Here is a 22,100-nt window from a genome sequence, read left to right on the forward strand (position 1 = left end):
GGGCCGCTCTGATCCGTGACGCGGCGCTCCAGATCTTGGACAGTTTCCGTCTTCTCTGAACGGAAACTGTCCAAGATCTACGGCTGTGGTCGTGGTCCAGGTGTTTCCGATCACGCTGAGGTGGTGCCGCTCGTCGCTTCGCCGGTACCGCCGTACCGCTTGGTCATGCCGATCTGCGAGCTGTGCCCGCCGAGGTTGAGATGATCCGCAAGAGGCGGGCGGGCGGCGAGAAGCGGGCTGCCGTTCTCGACGCCGTGGCCGCCGTGCTGGCGACCCGTGGCTACGAGAACACCCGCTTCACCGACGTGTCAGCGGCCGGCGGGGTGGCGATCAGCACCCTGCAGACCTACTTCGGCTCCCGCGAAGACATGATCATCGAGGCCATGCAGGTCTTCACCGACCGGGAGGTGGAGGCCCTGCGAGCGGTGTCCGCCGCCGAGGCCGATCCGTGGCGACGACTCGTCGCGCTGGTGGACCGGAGCCTGCACAACTCGGAGAGCACAAGGCAGGTCCTGGTCGAGTTCTGGCGCTCCGCGATGCGCGACGACGAACTCCGCGACTACAGCGCCACTGTGCAGCAGCGCTACCGGGAGCCCTTCCTGGCCGCCGTCCGGGAGGGCGCCGCCCGGGGGGCGTTCACGCCGGCCCACGATGCCGAGGCGGTGACGGATCTCCTGCTCGCCGCGCTGGCCGGTCTGATCGTCTCGCGGGTTCAGCACCATCCCACGCCGGCACCAGCGAACTTCCGCGACGTCCTGCTGACCCAGCTCAGACTGATGCTGGGTGTCAGCGACTCCGAAACTACACCCGAACGGATCGAGGCACGATGACCACCGTCGAGATCACCCGGTTCCGCGTCCCCGCCGAGCGCGCGGAGGATCTGCTGGCCGCGCGGCCGGCGATGCTGCGCGACTTCGAGGCCGATCGCGCCGGCTTCCTCGGCGCACGGCTGATCCGGCTGGGCGCGGACGAGTGGCTGGACATCGTCTTCTGGGCTTCGTCCGAGGACTACGCCGAATCCCGCCGCCGGGGCGCGAACCGGCCCGGCATCCAGACGTTCTTCTCCCTGATCGATTCGGTGATCAGCGCCGAGGAGGGCACGACGACCGACGTGGTGGGTGCGTGATGCGCGCCGCGTGGTACGACAGGCAGGGCCCGGCACGCGGCGATCTGCGTTACCCCATCGCCGCCCGTCTTCCGCTGGCGGAGATCGCACACGCGCACGAGTTGGCCGAACACAGCTCGGCCAGCGGCCGGGTCGTCCTGGACATCTGAAGGGCCCGAAACGACCATGATCTGGACAGCCGGCTTCCGGACCCACGTTCTGGTCCACTTCGGTATCAACGACCTCGGTCTGCCGGCCATGTTGGGCGAGCCGCCAGTCACCGCCGACGCCCTCGTCGAGGGCTTCCGCGAGCTGGCCGACCGCGTCCACGGCGCCGGTCTGCGGATCGTCGCCGCCACCATCGGCCCCTTCGCGGGCGCCGGCCCGGAGATCAGCACACCGGCAGGCCTCGCCACCCGACGCGAGGTGAACGACTGGATCCGTACGACTGACGCCTTCGACGTGGCGAGCGCTGTCGCGGACCCGCACGCCCCCGACCACATCCACCCGGCGCTGGACAGCGGCGACGGCATGCACCTGAACGACAGGGGCGCGGAGGCGATGGCCGACGCGGTGAACCTGGACGACCTGGCGCTCTAGCGCTGGTCACCGCGATGGCGCGCGCCGACGGGAGCCGTCAGACCCCGAGCACGTGGTTCAGGTGGGGGTTGGTGAAGACGCGGTGCGGGTCGAGCCGGTCGCGGACGGCCTGGAAGTCCGCGAAGCGGGGGTACGCGGTGGCCAGCGAGGCGGCGTCGCGGTAGTGCAGTTTGCCCCAGTGCGGGCGACCGCCCAACCCGGCGGCCACCTGCTCGAAGGCAGTGAAGTACGGCTCGTACGGCATACCGACGTACTGGTGCACGGCGATGTAGGCGTTGTCCCGGCCGTAGCCGTGCGACAGCCAGATGTCGTCGGCGGCGGTGAACCGCACCTCCACCGGGAAGAGCACCTTGAACGGCAGGCCGTCCACGATCCGCTGGAGCGCGGCGAGCGCCTCCGGCAACGCCTCGCGGGGCAGGCCGTACTCCATCTCCACGAAGCGGACCCGGCGCGGGGTGCAGAAGACCCGGTCGGAGCGGCCGGTGTACTGGCGTTCGGTGAGGGCGCGGGCGGAGACGGCGCTGATCCCCGGTGCCAGCGCGGGCACGGCCCGGCCGAGTCGGCAGGCGCCGGCGAAGACCCGGTTGGACAGGAAGTCGTCGTCCATCCAGCCGCGCCAGCGGGACAGCGGCCGGTCGTTGGCCGGTACCCGGTCGTTGGCCTTGACCTGGACCCGCGACGTGTACGGGAACCAGTAGAACTCGACGTGGTCGTGCCGGCCGATCAGCTCGGGCAGTTCGCCGAGCACGTCGGCCAGCTCGGCCGGTCGTTCGTGGGCGCGCAGGACGAAGGCGTCAACGCACCGCAGGGTGACCTCCACCAGGACGCCGAGCGCGCCGAGTGACACTCGGGCGGCGGCGAGGACGTCGGGATGCTCGTCGGCGGAGCAGCGCAGCACCTCGCCGGTGCCGGTGACCAGAGTGATCGCCTCGACGAAGGTGGAGAGGCACCCGTAGCCGGCTCCGGTGCCGTGGGTGCCGGTGGAGATCGCCCCGGCGACGGTCTGCGCGTCGATGTCGCCGAGGTTGGGCAGCGCGAGGCCGTGCCGGGCGAGCAGGCCGTTGAGCGTGTGCAGGGTCATGCCCGCCGGCACGGTGACCAGTCGGTGGGCGACGTCCACGCTGACCATGGTGTCCAGCTCGGACAGGTCCATCCGACGGTCGTCGGCGAGTGCGACGGCGGTGAACGAATGGCCGCTGCCCGTCACCCGGATCCGAGCGCCGTCGGCGGCGGCAGATCTGACGGCTTCTACGACGTCGGTCGGCGAGCCGGGGCGCAGGATCGCGCTGGCGCTGCCACGCTGGTTCCCGGCCCAGTTGGACCATCCAGCCCCGAGCGGTGCGGTGCGGACCATGCGCACTCCTCATTCATGAATATGAACTGACTTCATATCAGGAACGTTCTAGCTGGTAAATACCGCAATTGCGATCCGCTCGTTGTACCGGTAGTCACGGACTCGTGACGTGGAGATATGTTCATCCGTCGAAGGGGGGTGGCGCAGAGTGTCCACACCAGCCGCCACGACCGGGCCGCTGCGCCGCGTACCGGTGCAAGGTCGAAGTGTCGCGCGGGTACAGCGCATGTTGGATGCCTGCGCCGAACTCGTCGACGAGGTGGGGTACGAGGGGCTGACCACCACCCTGCTCGCCGAGCGGGCCGAGGTGGCGATCGGGTCGGTCTACCAGTTCTTTCCGGACAAGCGGGCGATTGTGCAGGCGTTGACCCTGCGGACCATGGAGTCCTACCTCCAGCGCCTCGACGAGAGGTTCGCCTCCGACGAGATGACCCACTGGTGGGACGGCGTCGACGCGGGCATCGACGAGTACATCACCATGCACCGTACCGTCCCGGGCTTCCGTACCCTGCACTTCGGCGACGTGGTCGACCTGCACCTGCTCGACGAGCAGCGGGACAACAACGGCGTGATTGCCGACCAGTTGGCCCGGGTGCTCACCGAGCGTTTCGGGCTCACCGACGTGCCCAAGCTGCGCTTCGTGCTGGAGATCGCGGTCGAGGCGGCGGACGCGCTGATCAAGCTCGCGTTCCGCCGGAAGTCCGAGGGCGACGAGCGGGTGCTGCTGGAGGCGAAGGCGCTGATCCGGGAGTACCTGCACCGTCAGGTCGACGGCCCGGACAACGGCCGGTCCCCCGTCGGCAAGCAGGCCGAGGCGCCCCAACCCGCCTGAGTCGGCGCGGCGGGCGGGCCTCGGCCGGCGGTGGGGGCGGCTGCCCGGTCTCAGAGGAAGGCCTGCCCCTCACCCCGGTAGGTGGGCACGGTCGCCACTACCGCGTCCCCCTCGATCAGGTGCAGCTCGTTGACCCGTTCACACAGCTCACCTGCCTTGGCGTGCCGGAACCACACCCGGTCGCCGACGCTCAGCCCGGCCGCCGCCGCTCCGGACAGCGGGGTCTGCACCTCGCCGGCGCCCTCGGTGCCGACCAGCTTCAGCCCAGCCGGTAGCCACGGCCGGGGCAGTCGACTGTCGGCGGCCGGGCCGGAGGCGATCCAACCACCGCCGAGCACCGTCGCCAGCTCCGGCGTCGGTCGACGGACCACAGCGCAGGCGAAGAACGCCGCAGGGGTGGGACGCCAGGCGCGGTACGCGTCGAACAGTGTCGGCCCGTACAGGCCCGATCCCGCGGTGATCTCGGTTACCGCGGGATCGGCGCTGGTCGCGGCCACGCTGCCAGTGCCGCCGCCGTTGACGAACTCCAGGTCGGCGTGCGCGCGTACCGCGGCGACCGCCGCGCCACGGCGGGCCAGCAACTCGCGGTACGACCCGCGCTGGGCCAGCCTGATCGCGCCGGCCAGCAGTGTCTTGCCCGGCGGCGCATCGCCCAGGCCGGCGATCTGCGCCTCGTACGACATGAGCCCGACCAGCCGGAAGCCGGGCCGACCGGCGACGGCTGCGGCGAGCGCGCCGGCTGCCCGCGCGCTGTGCACCGGTGAGCGGCGGACGCCGACGTGCACCCGGCCGCGCAGCGGTCGCCAGGAGGCGTCCAGATCCAGGCAGAGCCGTAGCTCGGCGCGCTGCCCCGGGGCCTCGATCGCGTCGATGAGGTCGAGTTGGCCGGTGCCGTCGATCATCAGGGTGATGGCGGCGGCGAGCGTCGGGTCGGCGCCCAGCTCGGCGAGGGCGGCCCGGTCCGCGCTCGGGTACGCGACCAGCACGTCGTCGCTGACGCCGGCGCGGACCAGCCAGATCGCCTCGGGCACTGTGAACGCCATCACGCCATGCCAGCCCGGCCGCGCGAGCGCTCGACTGATCAACTCGCGGCTGCGGACCGACTTGCTGGCGAGGCGGACCGGTTTTCCGGCGGCGCGATCGGCCAGGGCGGCCGAATTGGCGTCGAAGGCGGTGAGGTCGACCACCGCGTACGGGGGGTCGAGGTGGGCAGTCGCCCGATCCAGGCGCTCGCGAAGTTTGTCGCTTTCGATGGCCACGTGTGCACGCTAACTGTCCGACGGAGAATGCGAAATACCCTCGCGTACGTCCGGGCTGCGGCCGGTACCTCCGGCGGCCTAGGCTCAGCGAGCAGGAGAATGTCGCCCGGGGGGTGGCCCCCACCGGGTCTAGAGTGTTGCACCGGAGGTGCCCAGCGATGGGCCGGCACGTGGAGGTACGGCCATCGAAAGCCAGAACAGCGGCGAGTCGCCCGGCGTGTCGCGCCCGGGTGACCAGTCGGGCAACGCCGCCACGCAGCCCAACGGCGGCCAGGCTGATCCGTCCGGTTATGCCGCGATCCGGTCCGTGCTGCGCATCCGGCCGTTCCGACGGCTCTGGATCGTGCTCGGCGCGGCCTCCTTCGGCGACTGGCTCGGCTTGCTGGCCACCGCACTCTTCGCCGCCTCGCAGGTGCAGGGCAGCACCGCCCAGGGCGCCGCGTTCGGCGGGGTGACCGCCATCCGGCTGCTCCCCGCGCTGGTGCTCGGCCCGGTGGCCGGCGTCTTCGCCGACCGGTTCGACAGGCGCTGGACGATGGTCATCTGCGACCTGCTGCGCTTCGTGCTCTTCGCCTCCATTCCGCTCTACGCCCTCAGCGGCGCCGCGGGTGGCCTGGTGGTCGGCTGGGCGCTGATCGCCACCTTCCTGATCGAGTCGCTCACCCTGCTCTGGATCCCGGCCAAGGAGGCCGCGGTCCCGAACCTGATCCCCCGGGCCCGGCTGGAAGCGGCCAACCAGCTCACCCTGATCACCACCTACGGCCTCACCCCCGTCGCCGCCGCCATCGGCCTCGCCGTGCTCGACCGTGGCGTCCGTGGTGCCGTCGGCGGCGACCTGCCCTCCTGGGCCGAGCCGGCCCAGCTCGCGCTCTGGTTCAACTCCTTCTCCCGGCTGGCCACGGCGCTGGTGGTGGCGTTCGGGATCAAGGAGATCAGCGAGGCGCAGCGCGGTGAGGCGGAGCGTGCCGAGCAGAGCATGTTCCGGCAGTTCTCCGAGGGCTGGAAGTACATCGGCCAGACCCCGCTGGTCCGCGGCCTGGTGCTGGGCATCTTCGGCGCGTTCGCCGGCGGCGGCATCGTGGTCGGCACCGCCAAGTTCTTCGCCAACTCGCTGGGCGCGGGCGACGCGGCGTTCTCACTGCTCTTCGGCGCGATCTTCGTCGGTCTGGCGCTCGGCATCGGGCTCGGCCCGATGGTCGTCAAGGAGATGTCCCGACGCCGCTGGTTCGGCATGAGCATCGTGCTGGCCAGCGCCGCTGTGATGACCCTCGCCTTCGCCATCCACCTGTCCATGGCGATCGTCGGCGCGGTGCTGGTCGGCGCCGGTGCCGGGATGGCCTTCCTGGCCGGCACCACGCTGCTGGGCGGCGAGGTGGCCGACGAGGTGCGCGGCCGGGTCTTCGCTGTGGTGCAGATCGGCACCCGGCTGGTGCTGATCCTTGCCATCGGCCTGAGCAGCGTGTTGGTCGGTGTCGGCGGCTCCCGCAAGCTGGAGATCGCCGACCTCGGCATCTCCGTCTCCTCCACCCGACTGCTGCTGCTCGCCGCCGGTGCCGCCGGCATCTTCGCCGGGATCAGCGCGTTCGGCCAGATGGACGACAAGAAGGGTGTCCCGGTCCTCGCCGACCTGTGGGGCTCCATCCGGGGCCGTCCGCTGATGCCCGCCGAGCCGTTCGTCTCCGCCGGGCTCTTCGTGGTCTTCGAGGGCGGCGAGGGCGCGGGGAAGTCCACCCAGCTCACCGCGCTCTCCGAGCGGCTGCGCGGGCACGGCCGAGAGGTGGTGGTCACCCGCGAGCCGGGGGCCACCGGCGTCGGCCGGCGAATCCGGTCGCTGGTGCTGGACACCTCCGGCGACGACGCGCCCTCCCCCCGGGCCGAGGCGCTGCTCTACGCCGCCGACCGGGCGCACCACGTGGCCACCGTCGTCCGGCCCGCGCTGGTTCGGGGCGGCGTGGTGATCAGTGACAGGTACGTCGACTCGTCCCTGGCGTACCAGGGCGCCGGCCGCACACTGCCCGTCGACGAGGTCTCCTGGCTCTCCTCCTGGGCCACCGGTGGGCTCAAGCCCGACCTGGTGGTGCTGCTGGACGTCGAACCGCGCACCGGCCTGTCCCGGGTGGCCTCGCGCAACACCGGCACCGACCGGCTGGAGGCCGAGTCGGTCGCCTTCCACGAGCGCGTCCGGTACGCGTTCCTCGACCTCGCCGCCGCCGACCCGAAGCGCTACCTGGTGCTCGACGCCTCCCGGCCGGCCGACGAGATCACCGGGCTGGTGGTCCGGCGGGTCGAGGAGATGCTCGGCAAGCCGGGCGGCATCGTGCACCCGCGGCCGGCGCAGGGCCCGGACACCTCGGTGCAACCTGAGTTATCCGACGCGGAGCTGGTGACGATGGAGCACAAGACCTGATGCCGGACGTCTTCGCCGACCTGGTCGGTCAGGACGAGGCGGTGGTCGAGCTGCGGCGCGCAGCCGCCGCGGCAGCCGCCGTGCTGCGCGCTGGCGCCGCCGCGCTGGTCGCGGCCGGCCCGGCCAGCGGTGACGGGTCCGCTGCCGACGACGCAGTGAGCGGCGGGCTGGACCCGTCCGCCGGGATGACGCACGCGTGGATCTTCACAGGGCCACCCGGCTCCGGCCGCTCGGTCGCCGCACGGGCGTTCGCCGCCGCACTCCAGTGCGTGCACGGCACCGGCTGCGGTGAGTGCCCCGGCTGCCACACCACAATGGGCGGCACCAACGCCGACGTGCGGATGGTGGTGCCGGAAGGGCTCTCCATCGGCGTCGGCGAGATGCGCGCGCTGGTGCTCCGCGCGGCCAGCACCCCGTCCGGCGGGCGCTGGCAGGTGGTGGTCATCGAGGACGCCGACCGGCTCACCGAGGCCGCCGGCAACGCGCTGCTCAAGGCGATCGAGGAACCCCCGCCGCGGACGGTCTTCCTGCTCTGCGCCCCGTCCACCCACCCGGACGACATCTCGGTGACCATCAGGTCGCGCTGCCGGGTCGTACCCCTGCGGCAGCCGCCGGCCGAGGCGGTGGCCGAGGTGCTGGTTCGCCGGGACGGCATCGCCCCCGACGTGGCGCAGTGGGCGGCGGCGGCCGCGCAGGGTCACGTGGGTCGGGCCCGCCGGCTGGCCCGCGACCCGGAGGCCCGCAAACGACGCGAGGCGGTGCTCGCGGTGCCCCGCCGGTTGACCGGTGTCGGCGCGGCGTTCGACGCGGCGTCCGCGCTGATCGAGGCGGCCGAGGCGGAGGCCGAGGCGTCGGTCACCGAGGCCGACACCACCGAGCGGGCGGCACTGGAGACCGCGCTCGGCGCGGGCGGCACCGGCCGGGGCGCGGCCGGCGCCATGCGGGGCGCTGCCGGGCAGCTCAAGGAGCTGGAGAAGCGGCAGAAGTCCCGGGCCACCCGGGCCCAGCGGGACGCACTGGACCGGGCGCTGGTCGACCTCGCGGGCTTCTACCGGGACGCGCTCACCATGGCGCTGCGCGCACCCGTCGCCCCGGTGCACACCGACACTGCCACGCTGGCCGGCGCCGGCGCGCAGAAGTGGGACGCCGAGGGATCGCTGCGCCGGTTGGAGGCCGTGCTCGCCTGCCGTGCGGCGATCGAGGCGAACGTCAAGCCGCGGATCGCGGTCGAGGCGATGATGCTCGCCCTCTGGAAGGGCTGACCCGCACTTCCGGCCGTTGTCCACAGGCATCGACAGGCCCGATTGCGGTGCGGTACGGTCCCTGTGCCGTGGTGATGGTGGCACCACACTGAGTGATGGATCACCCGGGAGGAGTCGGCCGATGCCGCGGGGGGAGATCGACGAAGCCTGGATCGAGGAGGCGGTGCGACGCTACCGCCGGATCGAGTCCCTCCAGGCCGAGTTCGACCAGGCGGTGTCGACCGTCGAGGTGACCGTCCGCTCGCCGGACGGCCTGGTCGAGGTGGTGGTCACCGCCGGTGGACGGATCACCGACGTCCGGTTCCTCGGGCCGCTGCACACCCGCAGCCCGCGCGACGTTGCCGGTTCCGTGCAGGCCGCGGTCACCGCAGCGGCCGACGCCGCCGAATGGGCCCGGGAAAAGCTGCACAACGAGACGTTCGCCGCCTACCGACCGCTCGCGGGGGCCTGAGATGGACACGCTGCGCGCGCTCTCCGCCCGACTCGACGAGGCGAGCGCCACGCTCACCCTCGTTTCGCACACCGTCACCGCCAGCGATCCGGCTCAGGCCGCGTTCGGCGCCGACGCACCGGGCCGGCCGGGCGAGATCGGTCGGGCGCTGCACCGGCAGTGGACCACCGCCACCGACGACCGGGCTCGGGAGGCCCGCGCCGCCGCCGGTCGACTGGCCGCCGCCGCGGCGGCCGTGCGGGAAGCCGCCGACCGCTACGCCGAGGTCGACAGGGCGGCCCGCCGCCGGCTCACCGGGGAACCGTGATGGACGCGCTGGACCGGCTCGCCGAGCCCGGCCTCGACCTGCTCCGCCGGGTGGACAGACTGATCGCGGCCGGTGTCCCCGAGGGGCACCGGGTCTGGCCGCTGCTGCGCCGCATGCAGGTGCTGCCGGGCGACGCGGTTCGCAGCTTCCTCGACCTGCACCCGGCGCCGCTCGCCAGCGCCGGCCACGCGGTGCGCCGGCTCGTCCGGGGGTACGACGACGTCTCCGCCGCGCTCACCGACTCGGTGCTCTGGTCCGGTCCGGCCGCCACGGCGTACGGGCAACAGCGGGCGGCGCTGCTACGCCACCTCGACGAGGGGCCGGACAGCCTGGTCGGGCGACTCGAGTCCACAGCCGGATACGCCGACGCCCTCGCCGACTGGGTGGAGGGCAGCCGTCTCGCGCTGGCCCGCACATTGGCCGACGTGCTCCGCTCGGCCGAAGCGGTCGCCGTGGTCGCCGCCACCGCCACCGGTGCGTCGACGCGCCCCGGGCCGGTCGGGCCGGGTGTGGCCGACGCGGCCGAGATCGCCGCACGGGTGCTGGCAGTGCTCTGCGTCGCGTACGACGGTGCGGAGACCCTGCTGCGTCAGTGGGCGCCGAGCCTGGCCGAAACCGCGTGGCGTCCGCCGACGGACGGGCGTCCCCGCTACGACCAGCCCACCCGGGTCGGCTGGTAACCGGGCCCGGCCGTGGCCGCGTTGCCTCGGACAGGCCACGGCGTCGCTCGCGGGCGCCTGACCTGAAGCCGGCGCCCACGGCGACGCCGTGGTCTTCCCCCTGCACCCCCCGCAGGTCTGCCTCCACTCAACGCCGCCGAGGCACGTCTTGTCTCCTGCCCGGCCCCGGATTCAACCGTCCGGGCGAGCAGCAACGGCACGACGGGACGCCCGGCAATAGGTCGAGTCGACGGTCATGAATGGCAGCGGGGCGTAGCCGGCCGGTGCGCCTTGTGCCGTGACCCGTCGTAGGGTGGGGGGATGGGCATGCTCTGCGCGGTCAGCTTCAACCGGTACGGGCGGCTCTACTACCTCGACCCGGGCGAGTTGCGCCCGCAGGTGGGCGACCGGGTGCTGGTGCCCACCGATGACGGGCCCGAGGTGGCGGAGTGCGTGTGGGCCGCGCAGTGGGTGACCGAGGAGACCGACGGCTTCCCCCGCCTGGTCGGGCTGGCCGGCGACGACGACCTCCGCCGGGACGAGGCGTTACGTCGGCGCAAGGCCGAGGCGAAGGTGGCAGCGAAACGGCTGATCCGCTCGCACGGCCTGCCGATGAAGGTGGTGGCGGTCGACCATGTGCTCGGCTCCGCCGAGAGCGGCGGTGAGCGCAGCACCGTCTACTTCACCGCCCCGCACCGGGTGGACTTCCGGTCCCTGGTCCGCGACCTGGGCGCGACCCTGCACTGTCGGGTGGAACTGCGCCAGCTCTCCGCCCGCGACTCCGCGCGGGTGCAGGGCGGCATCGGCTCCTGCGGTCGGGACCTGTGCTGCGCCACATTCCTCACCGACTTCGAGCCGGTGACCATCCGGATGGCGAAGGACCAGGACCTACCGCTCAACCCGCTGCGCATCTCCGGAGCGTGCGGGCGGCTGATGTGCTGCCTCAAGTACGAGCACCCGCTCTACCAGCGCTTTCAGGAGACCGCCCCGGCGGTCGGCAGTCGGGTCTCCACCCCCGAGGGTGACGGCCGGGTCGTCGGCCACAGCGTCCCTCGCGACGCGGTGACCGTCCGCCTGGACGCCGACGGCTCCCGCTGCTCCTGCTCCCGAGCCTCCGTCTGCGCCCCCCGCCAAGCCCACGACCAGCACTACACCCCCTAACCCCGGGTCCGCCGGCCCCCCCGGGTCCGCCAGTCCCGCGTTGATCATGAAGTTATTGCCATGCCGGACGGCGTGTCGGCGCAATAACTTCATGATCAACGGAGCGGGGCGGGGGTGGGGTGGGGGTTAGTGCAGGACTGTGGGGGGTTCGGTTAGGTGGGGGGTCAGGGGGCGCTTGGGGATCAGCCAGCTCTGGGTGGGGGACTGGTCGGGGTTCACCTGCCAGTCGCGGGAGACCCGGTCCACCCCCAGCGGGTAGATGGTCAACGTGCCGTCAGTGTCGATGCGCAGTCGCAGGAACGACTTGGAATCCTCGATGCCCTGGCCGGCGAAGAGTTCATTGACGTTCACTCCGAAGGAGCCCGCCACCAGCAGGTACGCCGCTACCAGCTGGCTGGCGACCAGACCGATCACCGGGCCGTAGAGCACCGCCGCGGCGACCGCCGGCAGTGGCCACGGCCAGTCGTAGAACGGCAGCGCCAACCAGACCCAGGTGCCGGCCGCCCCTAGCGCCACCTGCGCGACGCCGTGGCCGACGCCGAGGATCCAGTGCCGCGCGTGACGTTTGCCGCTCGCGCTCGGCGGCTTGGCGAACAGGGCCGCCGCGATCACCGTCACGAGCACCATCACCACCAGCGGGACGCTGAACAGCCGCTGGTTGGTGCTGTCGGCCCAGTTCGCCGTCGCACCGGCCATGGCAAGCATCAGCAGGGTGTGCAGGGTGCCGAGCAACGTGGTGAAGCCGGGATTGCGCAACGGCAACCGGGGGAAGATGCCCCAGCCGTAGCGGCGCGACCGCGCGGCGTCCGGGTAACGGGCCACCAGGTCGTACGGCTGGGCGGAGCTGGCCTTGCGGGTCAGCGTGTCCCGCGGTGGCACCTCGATGCGCTCCGGCAGCTTGTGGGTGGGATAGAGGTACGCGCCGCCCCCACCGCAGGTGATCAACTGCCGGTCCGGCCCCGAGTAGCGGGCGTAGTGGTGCAGGTCCCCGGAGAGCAACAGTCGGACCCGCGCCCCGGTCGGGTCGATGATCGTGCGGATGAAGTAGTCGATCGAGTCGTACGCCGTGGGGTTGTCGGCGGCCTTGACCCAGGTCGGCGCCGGCGCCGCGATGATCACCTTGGACTCCGGCCCGAGTCGCTTGGCCACCTCGTCGAAGTAGGCCAGCTGCGGGTCGTCCAGGTACGAGCCGGACTGGTCGTCAACGCCGAGCAACCACCAACCGGCCGGCAACTCCACAGCGAAGTACGACCGGGACTGCCCGGTGCCCCAGCCCGCGAAGTTGCGGTCCCGGGAGCGGACGAACAACCGCAGGAAAGCGGTGAGGCCGTCGTACCAGTCGTGGTTGCCCGGCACCGCGAAGAGCGTGGGCTTCTCGGCCGGCGTCACCGGCAGGGCAGCCTGGTAGGGACCCTTGCACCGGTCCTCGTACGCGGCGTAGGCCGCCGACGGGTACACCTGGTCGCCGCCCATCACCAGGGTCTGCGCCCGGGGCAGGCGGTGCCCGTCGACGGTCAGCTCGGGCTGCGCCAGCAGGTACGCCACCGAGTAGGTGGCGTTGAAGCCGTCACCCAGGTCGGCCACGTAGTCGAGCCACAGCCCGCCGTCCGGCCCGACCTGGCGGAAGACGCCGTCGCCGAACGCGTTCTGCAACTCACGCTTGTCGAGGTACGCCCCGAAGAGCACCGCCAGCAGCGTCCGGATGCCGGTGCTGATCAGCAGAAACGGCGCCAGCCACGGCACCGGCTTGCGCGGCGTGAAGCCCAACTCCAGCGGATCGGTGCTGCGCGGCCGATGGGCGACGCGTTCACCGGCTGGCGCGCGGTCAGAGCGTTCGGTCGTCTCGTCCTGACGTTCGGGGTGGTCGCGTTCGTCGCTCACCCGCCGCAGCGTAGTCCCGCACCCGATCATCCGCTGTCCGGTAAGCGTCCAGATGGCGGCCGATGTCCGGTTGGTGCTGACCGGCGCGGCGGGGGTATCCCGTTCGGTCGGTACCGCCGGGGTGCCGTACACTTGCTGATCGTTGCCGCCTTAGCTCAGTCGGCTAGAGCGACGCACTCGTAATGCGTAGGTCGACGGTTCGATTCCGTCAGGCGGCTCCACGGAAAGGCCCAGGTCACCGGCTTGATCGCCGATCATGACCTGGGCCTTTTGCTTGCCCTCGCTGGGCCGAGCCGTCAAGGGGTCTCCGGTGGAGAGAGTCGGCACGCAATTGTGCGGGGCGCCTACGCGGCATTGCCCTTTCGTGGAGTCGACATGCATCGAACGTGCCGCTCGGGGGCGACATGTGGCGACAGCAGGCGAGGTGTTGGCCGAGCTGAGCGGTACGGGATGACAGTCGACGGCAGCAGACGATGCGCCGCACCCGCGTTCACACCGAAGAGGCCTGAGGGGCTAGTTCGGGCCGCTGGGCCGTCGAATGAACTGTCGATCGCGGGCGCTGACCGAAGCCGTTGGGCCGGCCGCTCGGAGGACGACATCGAGGACCAGGTCCGGGTCCGCTACGTAGGCACCACTTGCCCACGCGGCATTTGCCTCGATCACGGCCCAGTAGCCGTCGACCAGTCCTACGTCTACGACGATGGCGGAAGGCAGCGTGTGCCCATATCCGGCGAGGAGGTCGGTGCCGAAGGCTAGCGCGTCGGTCGACGGAGGGCCGAGGTGCAACCGGCCGTGCGCGGCGTACTGGCTGCCTGCGTAGACCACACCGTCGAGCAGGTGTAGCCGGTACTCGGCGGTGAAGTCGACGATGTCGCTGACGAGCACTGGAGCTCGTCGGTCGACAGCATCCGGGCCGGGCAGGCGCGAGCCGTCGGTGTAGATCATCGCCGGGATGTTCTTGTCGTTGGGCGACTTGATGAACGCCGGCCGACGGAGTTCGTAGGCCTCGCCGATTGGGACCAGGATGATCTCCCGGCGGGTAAATTCACGGGGAAGCCCGGTCAGCCAGCCAGGTTCAGCCTCCAAGGGCGCAATCCCGAGCAGCGGTGCGACGACGTCGGCGAAGCTTGGTCCCGCATGAAGGTGATCAGCACACAACCCAGCGGGTACCTCGAACGTGGGGAGCTGGACGGTGCCTAGTCCGCGGCGGTGAGCCGCGTCGCGCAAGGTCTGAGCCGAGGCTGTCAGGCGCGGCGGCAGGACAAGTGTCACGACCGATGATCCTGCCCCAACACACCGCCACCGTTACAGCGGTTATCAGGCGTTCCGTGACGGAACACGGGTGGCTTTCGACAGCAACGGCGACAGCGACGGGCCGGGACGAGGACAGCCGCCGGCCGCCGGACACGGACAGTCGTCCGAGGTCGGGGATCCGGACGGACTCCGCCAGACGAAGCGCCTAGAACTTGTAAGCGAGAAGTCGATGACTGGCCGGTCAGGCCGCTTGCAGCCGCCGTGCGATGTCGATGAGAGCGGTAAAGGTGTCCCGGTCTGAGTCGGTCGGAAGTGGAAGCGGCGTGGCGACCTGGTGGTGACGACGGAGGTAGTCCGCTGCGGCGGCGGTTACCCCGCCTGCCCCCCAACCCTGGGCCTGATCCTCGGTGAAGTACTGCTGTAGGGCTTCAGCGGCCCCAGGGCCGTTTAGGACGACGGCTGCTGTCGTGAGCGACGGCGCATCGAGGGAACCCCGCGATTCGTTGTGGCGGGCACCACCCGCCGGATCCCCAGCTCCTAGCTGGGCTCGTTCCGTAGCTGCCCGTGGAGCTGGCCGGCGGCAGTGAGCACCGCGACGAAGCCGAACACCTCAATTCGATCAACGTCGAAACTTCCCGTGATGATCGGCGGTGGCGCGTAGGCGTAGATCTGGCTGGCGTCCAGTTGAAGCCCACGCCGGTGGTATGCGCCCATGGCGAGGGGTGCCAGAAGATACCTGTCCTGGCCCCCCTCGGTGTCCAGCTCGGCAGTCAGGTCGGCACGGGAGTTCCACCCCCGTACGAGCTGCCCTTCGAAGGTGTCGAGGAACCACCATGCGCCGTCGGCAGACTCAAGGAACACATCGCCGAACAGCGAGGTAAACCGCGGAGCCTTGCCGTCGAGGTCCAGCCCGGCCCATGACTCCAGCGCCGCAGCGTATTCCCGCTCACTGAACTGCTTGGTGAGTTCCACCGCGCCATTGGATCACGTGCCTGCTCAGGTTGCGCCCACCGGTGGCAGCAGCCGACGCATCTGGCCACCTTCGCGCAGCAACCGCTCTTGGCCGCGTTCAGCGCGCCGTGGTGTCGCAGATCAGTTGGCGGACGCGTGTCGCGCATCAGCCGGCGGAAGACATGCCGGTGACGTCACGGACTGCCGACTTCCGCTCTATTGGATCAAGGCGGGCCGCGCCGGCCGCGCTCGGCCTGCTGGCGGCGCAAGCGCCGGGATCGGCCGGCGCGCAGGCCAATTGCGTACTGCGCCAGTACCCGAGACCGATGTGCCTCCGGTGGGGATCTTCGACAGAGATGGGCTTTAATGCCCTCGGCCACCCGCGCATAAGCTTTCGCCGTGACAGAGCCAGATCCGCCACTACGGCACCTGAGCGCGAACGAGGCAGGAGTCCTAGAAGCACTTCTTCGCCACCACTTCGCAGGTGTTGAGGAGCTCCGCGTGCAAGCGCGAGATGTCCTGGCCCGCCCCGGATGCGGGTGTGGATGCGGGACCATCCACCTCTTCCCACATGGCAAGAACCTTCCCGCCTCACCGGCGCAGACTCCGGTGCGCGTAGAAGGGCAGTTTCCCGATCAGGAAGGGCAGTGGTTTGGAGGCATCTTGCTCTTCCTTGCCAGCGGGCAGCTCGCGGAGCTGGAGGTTCACTCGTTCGGTGACCCGTTGCCCATGCCGAAACCCGATCAGGTGCTCTGGCTCCTGAGAACCGGCGAAAGCACCTGTGTTCCACTGCCCAACCAGCCGGAGCGAGGACCGGCAGGAGATCAGTGATTCGAGGGCAGCCAGCGTGGCGACGCAGGTCAAGCCAGGCCGCTGCCGAGCGAGGTGGGTGCGATCGTCGCCGCCACGGAAACGTTGGGCACGCAGGCCAGGGTCTATGTTGTCGCGGTGGATGATCACACCGCCGAGACCTCCGGACACTCGGACCAGCATGAGATGTTCAGATCCCTGCCGTTCCCCTTCAGTGGCGGCCGGTTCCCGGACAACCTGGGGGCAGTCGTGCAGCGCACGGTGCTGGAGGGTCGAGAGCCGGCGCGCGAGGTGATCCACACCGACGACAACTCCTGGATGGTCGGCGACGGCGTCAACGATCCGAATCAGCCTGACGCAGTAGTCGCGACATGCATCAGGCATGTCATGGAGCTGAACTCATCGGTGGCTCAACTCGCCAGCCTCCCGCTCGGCCAGTCTGCTTTTCGGAAGAACCCAGGCGAGCCGTGGGTGATTGAACCGCACTCCTGGTCGGAGGAGTGATCTACCGAGTAAGTGGCCGGCCTGCCTCACTCCTCATCCGGTCCTTGAGAGGCCGGACCGCGGCCACCGGCATTGAGAGATGCCGGGAGCCGTATCAGCAGATCCGGCGGGGTTTTGCCAGGTAGGCAGATATAGGCCACTTGATCGTGATGCGTAGGTCGACGGTTCGATTCCGTCAGGCGGCTCCAGACGTAAGGCCCAGACCAGCAGGAATGCCGGTCAGGGCCTTACGCTCATCTAGGTAGGCTTTAAACCGCCCCGGAACCCGGTCAAGCACGTGCAGGGCGATCCGGGCCCGGGCGATCCGGGCTAGGGTCGGTCGGCGGGCTTGCCGCCGTCCAGCGAACCCGGAGTCGCGGAGGTTGTCGACCCCGCAGAGCGTGATCAATCGACGAGCATATGTGTTCGGGCAAACCGCTGCTCCGGCAATCTGTGTCAATTTGACGACCGAAATGCTCGGTGGGCGTGGTCGCAGCTCTCGACCATAGTGATCGTTGGCCCTTCCTCGCATTAGTCAGAGGGAGGATATGTCCGGCATGCTCACCTTTACGTGGAGTCGCTAAGAGGTCGCCTATGCCAACAGCCTTGGCGCAGATTGCGGTGAGAAGCTCTGCTGAGCGGCTGCCGGCATGCGGCGGGCCAGGGTGGTGTGGTGCCGCCATGGGACCATGCGACGGTGCCACTTGAGAGCTACCTCCAAATGATCCAGGGCGTCATTACTCGGTTGGCTACCCAATCGACGACGATCAAGGGATGGTGCGTCACGGTGACTGCGGCCGTACTCGGATTTGGGGCAAACGCGACATCGCCGATCATATCCATCATTGCCTTCTACGTAATCTCGGCTTTCGCGTGCCTTGACGCCTACTACTTAGGACTAGAGCGAGCGCACCGTGACCTGTACCAGTTGGCAGTGCAAGGTATAGCTGAACCTTGGTCGTTCGCTATTCGCAGGCCGGGTGCCCGGGAGATGATGCAGGCCATGCGCAGCCCGTCAATCGCTTTGCCCTATGGCGCATCGCTGCTGGCAGCTACCGCAGTTAGTGTCTACGTCACGCTCAAGTGACGGCAGGGTCCCTTCCGTCCGAGAGGTTTCAAGCAAGGTGAAACCAAACTGTGAGTCCTCTACCGTACGGCGCGGAGATTCCCTGCCTCGTTATCTATCAACCGATTATGCCGGTGGCCGGAGTCGTTGATATGCAGAGAGAGAAGCAGTTTGGTCCGGAGCTGCAACGCCTACGGACGGCTTGTGGTATGTCGCTTCGCGCACTCGCGATGGCCGTGCCCTGCAGTGCGGGCTATTTGAGCAAAGTAGAGCGAGGTCTGCGGCATCCAGCGCCATCAGTCGCACAGCGGCTCGACGCGGTGATGGCTGCCGACGGTGAGCTAAGTATGTTGGCGCGTACCCTTGGCCGTCGGAGTGGAGCTGCCGCCATTGTCCCGGGGCAGGCCGCGCCAACAACCCGGTTGGCACGCGCCTTTGATGCCACCGCCGCGGCAGCGGCGGCCTTTGCGGACGACCACGAACTGTTGGCGCAAGGCGCGCGGAACGTTTTCGAGACGCTGCGCGAACAGGGACGAGTCGTCTCACCAGTCGTGCTGTTGCCAGCGTTGGCATCGAAATTCGGGGCCATACGCGGGGCTGCCGAGATGGTAAGTGGCGAAACTCGTTCGCAGCTGCTGTCAATAGCGGCTCGTTATGCGGAGTACGCGGGTTGGATGATTCAGGAGGCTGGCGATGCTCCGGGGGCGCTGGTGTTGACCGAAAGAGCCGCCAATCTTGCTCGTGCGGCGGGTGACCACACGATGGCCGAGTACGCGTTGCTACGACGTGCGGATATTGCCCTGTACGGGGACGACGCCCGGATAGTCGTTGCCTGGGCCATCCGGGCGGAGAACGGCGTATCGCCTGAGGTGCGTCTGCTGGCTGCTCAGCGGGCAGCGCAGGGCTGGGCGGTACTTGGCCAACGATCTCGTTGTCTATCGGCGTTGGCGCGTGCGGCCGACGAGACAGCTGCGGTGGAGGAGTCAACAGTCGACCTTGGATCCTCGTTGGGATCTCGGGGTGGCGGTCGATTGATGCAGATCGTGCGGGGATGGTGCTACCTGGACCTCGGCATCCCGCGCAAAGCTGTCGATGCGCTGGAGATCGGGATGTCCTTGGTGCCTACGGACGCCCGCCGTGCGCGTGCTCTGTATGGCGTCCGGCTCGCCCTCTCGCACGCAGTCTGCGGGAACGTGCATCATGCTTACGATGCGGGGATGACGGCGTTGGACGAGGCCGCGCATGTGGATTCGGCCTCGGTGCGGCATCAGTTGCGCCTACTGGCCGCGGCGGCCCGAGGGTGGCCGCATGACGCGCGACTCGACCAATTCCGTAGACGGATCGATGGCGAACTGGCCGCCGCGCGACGTCTATCGTGACGCAACTCGACGGTGCAGATTAGGCCGGGTCGGGACAAAGTGCCCGAACCATGACGAATGACCGATTCATCTGGACTGGTTGGTGCGGTCGCATCATCGCTGGCAGCCAGCGTCGACTGATCTCGCCCAAGCTGCGCTGAGGTAGCGGCAGCAGGGCAACGGGCAACAGGCAACACCTGCTGATCATGGATTGCGCTGCCCATACTTACGGATGGGTCAGCGCTCTGTAGCGTTCCAGGAACGAACGAATGGATCTATTGGATGAGTGGCATCTTCATTAATTACCGAACGGTCGATTCAGCTTTGGGCGCCGTCATGCTTGACAATAAACTCGTCGAGCGCTTCGGGAGGGATCTGGTCTTCCGTGATGACCGTTCTCTACCGATGGGAAAAGCATTTGAGCAGATCCTTTGGGATCGACTCCAGACTAGCGACGTAGTTCTGGCCGTTATCGGACCGCATTGGTTGACAGAGGCCGTTGACGGCTTGCAATTAATTGCCGACTCGAACGACTTCGTGCATCGAGAGATTGCCAAGGCGCTGGACCTCAACCTTAACCTCGTCCCCGTGCTGGTAGGCGACACGCCGTTGCCAAAGCCTCAAGAGCTCCCGCAGGAACTGCGGCGGTTGCCTGAGTATAAAGCTTTTTCAATTCGGGCCCGCAATCCGGAACCGGACATTAACCGGTTGGTCGACCAGCTCGCAGAACTTCCAGCATTTGCGAGCTTGGCCCCGCCGGAGAGCTCTCCGCAGCGCCCCACGCCAGCTGGCGAAAGTCAGGCCGTACATAATCACGTCAACACAGTGCGCGGCGAGAACATTGTATTCGGGTTCCAGAACCGTGGTTGACGTCACGGCTTCCGAAGATGGGAAGAGTCCAGAATTCGAATACCTCGATCGTTGCGACGCGAACGCCGGTCGGCAGGTGGTTTACAACATTATCCATCGAGCCGAAATTCAAGGCAGTGCGAGCTTCGGCTTTGATGGTCCAGGCCGTATGGAGGGGTACCAACTAACCGGCCGGGTGGGCTCGTCGGAGTTGGAACGACTCAATCATTTCTATGTCTACCCTGCTCCGTTTCGTGCCGTAGCAAAGAAGCTGCGCGAACAGCACATCGTTGTGCTTCAGGGGCAGCCGAGCAGCGGGCGTCGCGCTGGAGCAATTCAGCTTTTGCGTGAGGTCGCACCAGAGTTGCCGCTCGTGAGCCTTTCTCCGACGTACACCTTTGCTGACTTGGGTACGAAGAAACTCGAGAAACGGGGCTACCTGCTACCAGACAAGTTGGACGAGCGGGACGTCAGCGGATCGCAGCTAGACGAAATCGCGCAAGCGGTCAAGGATGCCGAAGCATTTCTTGTAGTGACGGCCACCATCGCCACGACGCCGCACGATATGAGGGATATAGTGCATCCTTGGCCGATGCCTGATTCCGAGGTCTTGCTCGCCGAATACTTGAAGAGGCACGGCGCCGGAGTCGCTGAGGACGATCGACGAGTGGCGCTGGCCCAGTTGCCGGCCGACGCTACACCGCGGCAGGTGATCACAGTTGGAAAGCGCCTCGTCACCGGAAAAAGTGGCACAGAAGCACTGGGCGTGCTTAGCGAAGAGAACGCCGCCCGCGTCGCGCAGTGGTTTGACAGCCAGCCGACGTTGGCCAATGTGCAATTTATTTCTGCCTTGGCTTTCCTTGAGCAGACCTCGGAATCAGACTTCGAGCTGGCGTTGCGGCAGTTGGTTGATGCCATGGCACCCGAGGCCGCAGCTCCTGAGGTCATGGCGGCGGATACCGTAGTCCCCCAACAGCGCAGTAGCCGTTTCGCCGCGGGCAGCCTGGCTACTGTAGTCAGTGAGGCTGACGCGTATGGAACGACCGGCCGCAGGGTGGAATTCAAACAGTTCGTCAGCCACGAACGGCTCGTTGCGTGCCTCCACGAGCGTTACGACGCACAGCTATGGGGCCCGCTTACGCAATGGATCCGGACGTTATCCAAGCGGCGTCATCTTGAGGTGCAGGCTTCGATCGCTCGGGGAGTTGCCCAGCTTTGGAAAATCGATCGGTCGGTTGCTGAGGATTCTTTCCTGACGCCCTGGTCAAAAGGGACCGCTGCCGAACAACTCACCGCTGTCCTGATGTTGTGGTGGCTCGGTCATGACAGCGGAACCGAGGACGCCGCACTGAAGTATGCCACTCAATGGGCCGCCACGGGCACCGTTGCACAACGACGTGCATCGATCGTGGCACTGAGTGGTTCACTCGGCCTCCGGTATCCCAAGGATGCTCTCAAGTGGATGTGGCGATCAGCGACTGCGGCCCGCAATCAGAAAGAGCTTGAGTTGGCCCGGTCCTCAATGGTGGACTTTTGCGCCGAGGCCGGAAACGATCCCGAGACTCTTGCCGTGATCCTGCGTAAAGTGCTGTCATTGGTTGAGGGCCTGCCCCCGCATCCTTTTGTGCAGCGTGAGGGGTTCCGGCTCGTCGCGGAGATCCTTGCGGTGCGATCCGGTCGGCTATTGCTACCGACGACTTGTCTTCTGAAGGTGACGGACAGTGCGAGCGTGCTGGGTCAGCTGTGGGCCCGCGTCCTGGTGTTTCGTCCGGCTCGCCGCCGCGCTGTCGAATCCCTCTGCGCATGCCTGCGCGAACTGGAGCACACAGGACCTGGTGGGAAGCGCCTGATCAACCAATCCGGCATCGGTACGCAGCACACCACCGAAGAGCTGGGCCGGCGCTTGTTGGCAGCCCTGCCAGACGGCCTGGAGCGAAGGCTGCTCTACGCCGATGTCGCTCGCTGCCTCCAACGCCTTGATCGGCACGACGGCGACCGCATCCACAGTGACCGAATCCTGCACGCCCTTCAAGCGGCCTTCTAGGGGGAGA

The 22,100-nt window shown here is 68.5% G+C and carries 22 protein-coding genes and 1 tRNA gene; 17 read left to right on the forward strand and 6 right to left on the reverse strand.

The window, feature by feature from the left end:
- Positions 1–200: 200 nt before the first annotated feature.
- Genes AB0K35_RS12285 through AB0K35_RS12300 form a run of 4 tightly spaced genes read left to right on the forward strand, consistent with a single transcriptional unit; the run spans position 201 to position 1,705 of the window.
- Positions 201–830 (forward strand): TetR/AcrR family transcriptional regulator, encoded by a 630-nt coding sequence (locus tag AB0K35_RS12285; protein ID WP_363885165.1) that lies wholly within the window; start codon positions 201–203, stop codon positions 828–830.
- Positions 827–1,126 (forward strand): antibiotic biosynthesis monooxygenase, encoded by a 300-nt coding sequence (locus tag AB0K35_RS12290; RefSeq protein WP_363885167.1) that lies wholly within the window; start codon positions 827–829, stop codon positions 1,124–1,126. Before AB0K35_RS12285 ends, AB0K35_RS12290 begins: the two co-directional genes overlap by 4 nt.
- Positions 1,126–1,275 (forward strand): hypothetical protein, encoded by a 150-nt coding sequence (locus AB0K35_RS12295; RefSeq protein WP_238668811.1) that lies wholly within the window; start codon positions 1,126–1,128, stop codon positions 1,273–1,275. Before AB0K35_RS12290 ends, AB0K35_RS12295 begins: the two co-directional genes overlap by 1 nt.
- A gap of 16 nt (positions 1,276–1,291) precedes the next feature.
- Positions 1,292–1,705 (forward strand): GDSL-type esterase/lipase family protein, encoded by a 414-nt coding sequence (locus AB0K35_RS12300; protein ID WP_363885169.1) that lies wholly within the window; start codon positions 1,292–1,294, stop codon positions 1,703–1,705.
- A gap of 37 nt (positions 1,706–1,742) precedes the next feature.
- Here the strand turns inward: AB0K35_RS12300 and AB0K35_RS12305 are convergent, their stop codons facing one another.
- The gene (locus AB0K35_RS12305) at positions 1,743–3,059 is read right to left on the reverse strand and encodes a D-arabinono-1,4-lactone oxidase (protein WP_238668814.1); all 1,317 of its coding nucleotides are present in this window, start codon (positions 3,057–3,059) and stop codon (positions 1,743–1,745) included.
- 226 nt (positions 3,060–3,285) lie between these two features.
- Between AB0K35_RS12305 and AB0K35_RS12310 the strand changes: the two genes are divergently transcribed.
- A complete protein-coding gene (locus AB0K35_RS12310; RefSeq protein ID WP_238668816.1) occupies positions 3,286–3,891 on the forward strand; it encodes a TetR family transcriptional regulator in 606 nt (201 codons plus the stop codon).
- Between the two features lie 50 nt (positions 3,892–3,941).
- On the opposite strand, the gene AB0K35_RS12315 is transcribed toward AB0K35_RS12310, so the two are convergent.
- The gene (locus AB0K35_RS12315; RefSeq protein ID WP_238668818.1) at positions 3,942–5,150 is read right to left on the reverse strand and encodes an amino acid deaminase/aldolase; all 1,209 of its coding nucleotides are present in this window, start codon (positions 5,148–5,150) and stop codon (positions 3,942–3,944) included.
- A gap of 307 nt (positions 5,151–5,457) precedes the next feature.
- Here AB0K35_RS12315 and tmk point away from each other — a divergent pair, with 307 nt between their 5' ends.
- The 6 genes from tmk to ricT all read left to right on the forward strand — a co-directional run bounded on the left by tmk (position 5,458) and on the right by ricT (position 11,397).
- Positions 5,458–7,557, forward strand: a complete 2,100-nt coding sequence (tmk, locus tag AB0K35_RS12320) for a dTMP kinase (RefSeq protein WP_112677647.1) — start codon at positions 5,458–5,460, stop codon at positions 7,555–7,557.
- The gene (locus AB0K35_RS12325; protein ID WP_238668820.1) at positions 7,557–8,819 is read left to right on the forward strand and encodes a DNA polymerase III subunit delta'; all 1,263 of its coding nucleotides are present in this window, start codon (positions 7,557–7,559) and stop codon (positions 8,817–8,819) included. Before tmk ends, AB0K35_RS12325 begins: the two co-directional genes overlap by 1 nt.
- Before the next feature lie 121 nt (positions 8,820–8,940).
- Positions 8,941–9,270, forward strand: coding sequence for a YbaB/EbfC family nucleoid-associated protein (locus AB0K35_RS12330; RefSeq protein WP_007454690.1), 330 nt, complete (start codon positions 8,941–8,943; stop codon positions 9,268–9,270).
- Between the two features lies 1 nt (position 9,271).
- Positions 9,272–9,577 carry a hypothetical protein gene (locus tag AB0K35_RS12335; RefSeq protein WP_030334249.1) on the forward strand — a complete coding sequence of 102 codons (306 nt, stop codon included), beginning with the start codon at positions 9,272–9,274 and terminating at the stop codon, positions 9,575–9,577.
- Entirely contained in the window at positions 9,577–10,257 is a 681-nt protein-coding gene (locus AB0K35_RS12340; RefSeq protein ID WP_357365833.1) for a hypothetical protein, read from the forward strand. The genes AB0K35_RS12335 and AB0K35_RS12340 overlap by 1 nt, the downstream gene beginning before the upstream one ends.
- A gap of 300 nt (positions 10,258–10,557) precedes the next feature.
- Entirely contained in the window at positions 10,558–11,397 is an 840-nt protein-coding gene (gene ricT, locus AB0K35_RS12345; protein WP_112585777.1) for a regulatory iron-sulfur-containing complex subunit RicT, read from the forward strand.
- A 126-nt stretch (positions 11,398–11,523) separates the two neighbouring features.
- Here ricT and AB0K35_RS12350 read toward each other — a convergent pair whose 3' ends face one another.
- Positions 11,524–13,278 (reverse strand): metallophosphoesterase, encoded by a 1,755-nt coding sequence (locus AB0K35_RS12350; RefSeq protein ID WP_238668823.1) that lies wholly within the window; start codon positions 13,276–13,278, stop codon positions 11,524–11,526.
- 144 nt (positions 13,279–13,422) lie between these two features.
- On the opposite strand from AB0K35_RS12350, the gene AB0K35_RS12355 reads away from it, so the two are divergent.
- Positions 13,423–13,499 (forward strand) — tRNA-Thr (locus tag AB0K35_RS12355).
- 292 nt (positions 13,500–13,791) lie between these two features.
- Here the strand turns inward: AB0K35_RS12355 and AB0K35_RS12360 are convergent.
- The 3 genes from AB0K35_RS12360 to AB0K35_RS12370 all read right to left on the reverse strand — a co-directional run bounded on the left by AB0K35_RS12360 (position 13,792) and on the right by AB0K35_RS12370 (position 16,443).
- A complete protein-coding gene (locus AB0K35_RS12360; RefSeq protein ID WP_238668825.1) occupies positions 13,792–14,550 on the reverse strand; it encodes an ATP-grasp domain-containing protein in 759 nt (252 codons plus the stop codon).
- A gap of 519 nt (positions 14,551–15,069) precedes the next feature.
- Positions 15,070–15,504 carry a hypothetical protein gene (locus tag AB0K35_RS12365; RefSeq protein ID WP_363885173.1) on the reverse strand — a complete coding sequence of 145 codons (435 nt, stop codon included), beginning with the start codon at positions 15,502–15,504 and terminating at the stop codon, positions 15,070–15,072.
- Between the two features lie 570 nt (positions 15,505–16,074).
- Positions 16,075–16,443, reverse strand: coding sequence for a hypothetical protein (locus tag AB0K35_RS12370; RefSeq protein WP_363885175.1), 369 nt, complete (start codon positions 16,441–16,443; stop codon positions 16,075–16,077).
- Between AB0K35_RS12370 and AB0K35_RS12375 the strand changes: the two genes are divergently transcribed.
- The 5 genes from AB0K35_RS12375 to AB0K35_RS12395 all read left to right on the forward strand — a co-directional run bounded on the left by AB0K35_RS12375 (position 16,432) and on the right by AB0K35_RS12395 (position 22,093).
- A complete protein-coding gene (locus AB0K35_RS12375) occupies positions 16,432–16,797 on the forward strand; it encodes a hypothetical protein (protein ID WP_363885176.1) in 366 nt (121 codons plus the stop codon). The genes AB0K35_RS12370 and AB0K35_RS12375 overlap by 12 nt on opposite strands.
- A 676-nt stretch (positions 16,798–17,473) precedes the next feature.
- Positions 17,474–17,863, forward strand: coding sequence for a hypothetical protein (locus AB0K35_RS12380; protein ID WP_363885178.1), 390 nt, complete (start codon positions 17,474–17,476; stop codon positions 17,861–17,863).
- A gap of 50 nt (positions 17,864–17,913) precedes the next feature.
- Positions 17,914–19,221 (forward strand): helix-turn-helix transcriptional regulator, encoded by a 1,308-nt coding sequence (locus AB0K35_RS12385; protein ID WP_363885180.1) that lies wholly within the window; start codon positions 17,914–17,916, stop codon positions 19,219–19,221.
- A gap of 261 nt (positions 19,222–19,482) precedes the next feature.
- On the forward strand, positions 19,483–20,070 hold the full coding sequence (locus AB0K35_RS12390) for a toll/interleukin-1 receptor domain-containing protein (protein ID WP_363885182.1): 588 nt from the start codon (positions 19,483–19,485) through the stop codon (positions 20,068–20,070).
- Positions 20,063–22,093, forward strand: a complete 2,031-nt coding sequence (locus AB0K35_RS12395; protein WP_363885184.1) for a hypothetical protein — start codon at positions 20,063–20,065, stop codon at positions 22,091–22,093. Before AB0K35_RS12390 ends, AB0K35_RS12395 begins: the two co-directional genes overlap by 8 nt.
- Positions 22,094–22,100: the final 7 nt, after the last annotated feature.

This window comes from Micromonospora sp. NPDC053740, from assembly GCF_040677775.1.
Classification (GTDB): domain Bacteria; phylum Actinomycetota; class Actinomycetes; order Mycobacteriales; family Micromonosporaceae; genus Micromonospora; species Micromonospora alfalfae.

Excerpts from the sequence above, each read along its gene's own strand:
- AB0K35_RS12340 (WP_357365833.1), top strand. The coding sequence starts at position 9,577 with ATGGACGCGCTGGACCGGCTCGCCGAGCCCGGCCTCGACCTGCTCCGC.
- AB0K35_RS12295 (WP_238668811.1), top strand. The coding sequence starts at position 1,126 with ATGCGCGCCGCGTGGTACGACAGGCAGGGCCCGGCACGCGGCGATCTG.
- ricT (WP_112585777.1), top strand. The coding sequence starts at position 10,558 with ATGGGCATGCTCTGCGCGGTCAGCTTCAACCGGTACGGGCGGCTCTAC.
- AB0K35_RS12310 (WP_238668816.1), top strand. The coding sequence starts at position 3,286 with ATGTTGGATGCCTGCGCCGAACTCGTCGACGAGGTGGGGTACGAGGGG.
- AB0K35_RS12290 (WP_363885167.1), top strand. The coding sequence starts at position 827 with ATGACCACCGTCGAGATCACCCGGTTCCGCGTCCCCGCCGAGCGCGCG.
- AB0K35_RS12330 (WP_007454690.1), top strand. The coding sequence starts at position 8,941 with ATGCCGCGGGGGGAGATCGACGAAGCCTGGATCGAGGAGGCGGTGCGA.
- AB0K35_RS12325 (WP_238668820.1), top strand. The coding sequence starts at position 7,557 with ATGCCGGACGTCTTCGCCGACCTGGTCGGTCAGGACGAGGCGGTGGTC.
- AB0K35_RS12285 (WP_363885165.1), top strand. The coding sequence starts at position 201 with ATGATCCGCAAGAGGCGGGCGGGCGGCGAGAAGCGGGCTGCCGTTCTC.
- AB0K35_RS12305 (WP_238668814.1), bottom strand. The coding sequence starts at position 3,059 with ATGGTCCGCACCGCACCGCTCGGGGCTGGATGGTCCAACTGGGCCGGG.
- AB0K35_RS12335 (WP_030334249.1), top strand. The coding sequence starts at position 9,272 with ATGGACACGCTGCGCGCGCTCTCCGCCCGACTCGACGAGGCGAGCGCC.
- AB0K35_RS12300 (WP_363885169.1), top strand. The coding sequence starts at position 1,292 with ATGATCTGGACAGCCGGCTTCCGGACCCACGTTCTGGTCCACTTCGGT.
- AB0K35_RS12390 (WP_363885182.1), top strand. The coding sequence starts at position 19,483 with ATGAGTGGCATCTTCATTAATTACCGAACGGTCGATTCAGCTTTGGGC.